We start from the raw sequence: 3,926 nt of genomic DNA, 5'->3' as shown, positions 1-3,926 counted from the left end.
GAAGATCGAGGGGCTGTTGCGGACCATGTACGATCCGCGCATCAGCTTGACCAACGATGTCTCCGCGCAGTTGCAGGAGCATTTCGGCGACACCCTCTACAGCACCGTCATCCCGCGTAACGTGCGCCTCGCCGAAGCCCCCAGCTTCGGCATGCCGGCGCTGGTTTACGACAAGCAATCCCGCGGCGCCATCGCCTACCTGGCGCTGGCCGGCGAGCTGGTCCGCCGCCAGCGCGCCAAAGGCCGCGCCGCAACCGCATAAGGAACCCGCATGGCAGCCAAGAAACGTGGACTGGGACGCGGGCTCGATGCCCTGCTGGGCGGCTCGAGTCCCGCCAAACTGCAGGAAGAAGCCGTACAGGCCGACCGCCGCGAGTTGCAGCAGATCCCCCTCGACCTGATGCAGCGCGGCAAGTACCAGCCGCGTCGCGACATGGACCCTCAGGCGCTGGAGGAACTGGCGCAGTCGATCAAGGCCCAGGGCGTGATGCAGCCCATCGTGGTGCGGCCGATCGCCAATGGCCGCTACGAGATCATCGCCGGCGAGCGGCGCTGGCGGGCCAGCCAGCAGGCCGGACTGGAAAAGATCCCGGCGCTGGTGCGCGACGTGCCGGACGAAGCGGCCATCGCCATGGCGCTGATCGAGAACATCCAGCGCGAGGACCTCAATCCGATCGAGGAAGCCGCTGCCCTGCAACGCCTGCAGCAGGAGTTCCAGCTGACCCAGCAGCAGGTCGCGGAAGCGGTCGGCAAGTCGCGCGCGACCATTACCAACCTGCTGCGCCTGATCGGCCTGCCGGAAGAGATCAAGACCCTGCTTTCCCATGGCGACCTGGAAATGGGCCATGCCCGTGCGCTCCTCGGTCTGCCGGCAGAACGGCAGGTGGAAGGGGCGCGACATGTTGTCGCACATGGGCTGACCGTACGTCAGACCGAAGCCCTGGTTCGGCAGTGGACGCATGCCCCGGGCAAGCCTGCGGGACCGGTCAAGAGCGACCCGGACATCGCCCGCCTGGAACAGCGCCTGGCCGAGCGCCTGGGCGCTTCGGTGCAGATCCGGCATGGTCAGAAGGGCAAGGGACAGCTGGTCATCCGCTACAGCTCCCTGGATGAACTGCAGGGCGTTCTCGCCCACATCCGTTGACACACTTTGGGTTGTAGCGGGTAGTCGGAAATCACTACCAGCCAGTTGAACAGGGGGGACTCCCCCCCTATACTCTGCGCGCTATTTTGTGGGCACTTTTTATGCCAAGTCGTTGATTTGGCAGTGCCGACACCAGAAGACTGAGAGCGCGATGGAGTCCCGCATGCCAAGTCGCCTGCCGGCATTCAGATTGCTGCTCGTCCAACTGGTAGTAGTGCTTGTTGCTGCGATCTCCCTGTGGATTTCTTGGGGACCGGTAGCCGGATATTCCGGACTGCTGGGAGGGATGATCGCCTGGTTGCCGAATTGTTATTTCGCCTTCAAGGCGTTCCGTTTCAGCGGAGCGCGGGCTGCCCGGGAAATCGTTCGCTCTTTCTATGCGGGCGAAGCCGGGAAACTGATTCTGACGGCGGTGCTCTTCGCACTGGCGTTCGCAGGCGTGAAGCCACTGATGGCGCCGGCTCTGTTCGGTGTCTATCTGCTGACCCTGATGGTCAGCTGGTGCGCACCCCTGCTGATGGGAAAAACATTTACAAGACCTTAGAGCGATTGAGGCAAACATGGCAGCAGAAACCGCTTCGGGTTACATCCAGCACCACTTGCAGAACCTGACCTTCGGGCGTCTGCCTAATGGTGATTGGGGGTTCGCCCACACCGCCGAGCAAGCCAAGGAAATGGGCTTCTGGGCATTCCACGTAGACACCCTGGGCTGGTCGGTACTGCTCGGCGTGGTGTTCCTGTTCATCTTCCGCCTGGCAGCCAAGAAGGCCACCAGCGGCCAGCCGGGTGGACTGCAGAACTTCGTCGAGGTGATGGTCGAGTTCGTCGACACCAGCGTCAAGGACACCTTCCACGGGCGCAACCCGTTGATCGCGCCCCTGGCCCTGACCGTGTTCGTCTGGATCTTCCTGCTCAACCTGATCGACCTGGTACCGGTGGACTACCTGCCGATGCTGGCCGCGAAGATCACCGGCGACGAGCACCTGTTCTTCCGCGCGGTGGCCACCACCGACCCGAACGCCACCCTCGGCCTGTCGATCTCGGTGTTCGCCCTGATCATCTTCTACAGCATCAAGGTCAAGGGCATCGGCGGCTTCCTCGGTGAACTGACCCTGCACCCCTTCAGCAGCAAGAACATCGTCGTTCAGATCCTGCTGATTCCGGTGAACTTCCTGCTCGAGTTCGTGACCCTGATCGCCAAGCCGGTTTCGCTGGCGCTGCGTCTGTTCGGCAACATGTATGCCGGCGAACTGATCTTCATTCTGATCGCCGTCATGTTCGGTAGCGGAATGTTCCTGCTGAGTGCCCTGGGCGTAGCCCTGAACTGGGCGTGGGCTGTGTTCCACATCCTGATCATCACCCTGCAGGCCTTCATCTTCATGATGCTGACCATCGTCTACCTGTCGATGGCGCACGAAGACAACCATTAATCGATTCGCTTCAACCTTTAACCAACACGACAAAAAGTCGGGAGGAAAAATGGAAACTGTAGTTGGACTGACTGCTATCGCCGTTGCTCTGCTGATTGGCCTGGGTGCCCTGGGTACCGCCATCGGTTTCGGTCTGCTGGGTGGCAAGTTCCTGGAAGGCGCAGCTCGTCAGCCTGAAATGGTTCCGATGCTGCAGGTGAAAATGTTCATCGTCGCCGGCCTGCTGGACGCCGTGACCATGATCGGTGTGGGTATCGCCCTGTTCTTCACCTTCGCGAATCCCTTCGTTGGTCAAATCGCCGGCTAATCACTCGAATCATTCGATTTGAGTGTTTGACGGACAACGAACGAGCGAGGTGTTGGCGTGAACATTAATGCAACCCTGATTGGCCAGTCCGTTGCGTTCTTCATCTTTGTGCTGTTCTGCATGAAGTTCGTGTGGCCTCCGGTCATCGCGGCTCTGCAAGAGCGTCAGAAGAAGATCGCTGACGGCCTGGACGCTGCCAACCGCGCGGCTCGTGATCTGGAGCTGGCTCATGAGAAAGCGGGCCAGCAACTGCGCGAAGCCAAGGCTCAGGCAGCCGAAATCGTCGAACAGGCGAAGAAACGCGCTAACCAGATCGTCGATGAAGCCCGCGACCAGGCCCGTACCGAAGGCGAACGCCTGAAGGCCCAGGCCCAAGCGGAAATCGAACAGGAACTGAACAGCGTCAAGGACGCCCTGCGTGCCCAAGTGGGTGCCCTGGCCGTCACCGGCGCAGAGAAGATCCTGGGTGCTTCGATCGACGCAAACGCGCACGAGCAGCTGGTTTCCAAACTGGCAGCCGAGATCTAAGCGAGGGCGCTATGGCAGAACTGACCACGTTGGCTCGTCCCTACGCAAAGGCGGCTTTCGAGTACGCCCAGGCTCATCAGCAACTGGCCGATTGGTCGGCTGCGCTGGGTGTGCTGGCCGCAGTGTCGCAGGACGACACCGTGCGCCAGCTGCTCAAAGAGCCTCAGCTGACCTCTTCGGCCAAGGCCCAGAGCCTGATCGATGTGTGCGGCGACAAGCTGAATGCACCAGCCCAGAACTTCGTCCGGACTGTGGCTGAGAACAAGCGGCTCGAACTGCTGCCGACCATCGCTGAGATGTACGAGCAGTTGAAGGCCGAGCAGGAAAAGTCGGTCGAGGTAGAAGTCACCAGTGCCTTCACCTTGAGCAAAGAACAGCAGGACAAACTCGCCAAGGCTCTCAGCGCCCGGCTCAGTCGCGAAGTGCGGCTACATGCGTCGGAAGACGCGAGCCTGATCGGCGGCGTGATCATTCGCGCCGGTGACTTGGTAATCTGTCGCTTATCCACATCCCCGAC

At 61.2% G+C, this 3,926-nt stretch carries 6 protein-coding genes and 1 pseudogene; all 7 read left to right on the top strand.

The features are described 5' to 3' along the window. A pseudogene (soj, locus tag FFS27_RS29870) lies at positions 1 to 262 on the top strand (chromosome partitioning protein Soj); the annotation flags it as partial. Between the two features lie 9 nt (positions 263 to 271). Further along, positions 272 to 1,144, top strand: coding sequence for a ParB/RepB/Spo0J family partition protein (locus FFS27_RS29865; RefSeq protein ID WP_003100240.1), 873 nt, complete (start codon positions 272 to 274; stop codon positions 1,142 to 1,144). A gap of 163 nt (positions 1,145 to 1,307) precedes the next feature. Beyond that, a complete protein-coding gene (locus FFS27_RS29860) occupies positions 1,308 to 1,688 on the top strand; it encodes a F0F1 ATP synthase subunit I (RefSeq protein WP_003142186.1) in 381 nt (126 codons plus the stop codon). A 16-nt stretch (positions 1,689 to 1,704) separates the two neighbouring features. After that, positions 1,705 to 2,574, top strand: a complete 870-nt coding sequence (gene atpB / locus FFS27_RS29855; protein ID WP_003097238.1) for a F0F1 ATP synthase subunit A — start codon at positions 1,705 to 1,707, stop codon at positions 2,572 to 2,574. Between the two features lie 49 nt (positions 2,575 to 2,623). Continuing rightward, the gene (atpE, locus tag FFS27_RS29850; RefSeq protein WP_003097235.1) at positions 2,624 to 2,881 is read left to right on the top strand and encodes a F0F1 ATP synthase subunit C; all 258 of its coding nucleotides are present in this window, start codon (positions 2,624 to 2,626) and stop codon (positions 2,879 to 2,881) included. A gap of 57 nt (positions 2,882 to 2,938) precedes the next feature. Beyond that, complete coding sequence (locus FFS27_RS29845) at positions 2,939 to 3,409, top strand: F0F1 ATP synthase subunit B (protein ID WP_003100235.1); 471 nt, start codon at positions 2,939 to 2,941, stop codon at positions 3,407 to 3,409. 11 nt (positions 3,410 to 3,420) lie between these two features. Next, positions 3,421 to 3,926: F0F1 ATP synthase subunit delta (locus FFS27_RS29840; protein ID WP_137952413.1), on the top strand; the 506-nt coding region annotated here is incomplete at its 3' end.

The sequence above is a fragment of the Pseudomonas sp. 2VD genome, from assembly GCF_005503585.1.
GTDB lineage: Bacteria > Pseudomonadota > Gammaproteobacteria > Pseudomonadales > Pseudomonadaceae > Pseudomonas > Pseudomonas aeruginosa.
Note: the sequence above shows the minus strand (reverse complement) of the source record. Positions and strands in the feature narration are given on the sequence as shown.

Excerpts from the sequence above, each read along its gene's own strand:
- FFS27_RS29865 (WP_003100240.1), top strand. The coding sequence starts at position 272 with ATGGCAGCCAAGAAACGTGGACTGGGACGCGGGCTCGATGCCCTGCTG.
- FFS27_RS29860 (WP_003142186.1), top strand. The coding sequence starts at position 1,308 with ATGCCAAGTCGCCTGCCGGCATTCAGATTGCTGCTCGTCCAACTGGTA.
- atpB (WP_003097238.1), top strand. The coding sequence starts at position 1,705 with ATGGCAGCAGAAACCGCTTCGGGTTACATCCAGCACCACTTGCAGAAC.
- atpE (WP_003097235.1), top strand. The coding sequence starts at position 2,624 with ATGGAAACTGTAGTTGGACTGACTGCTATCGCCGTTGCTCTGCTGATT.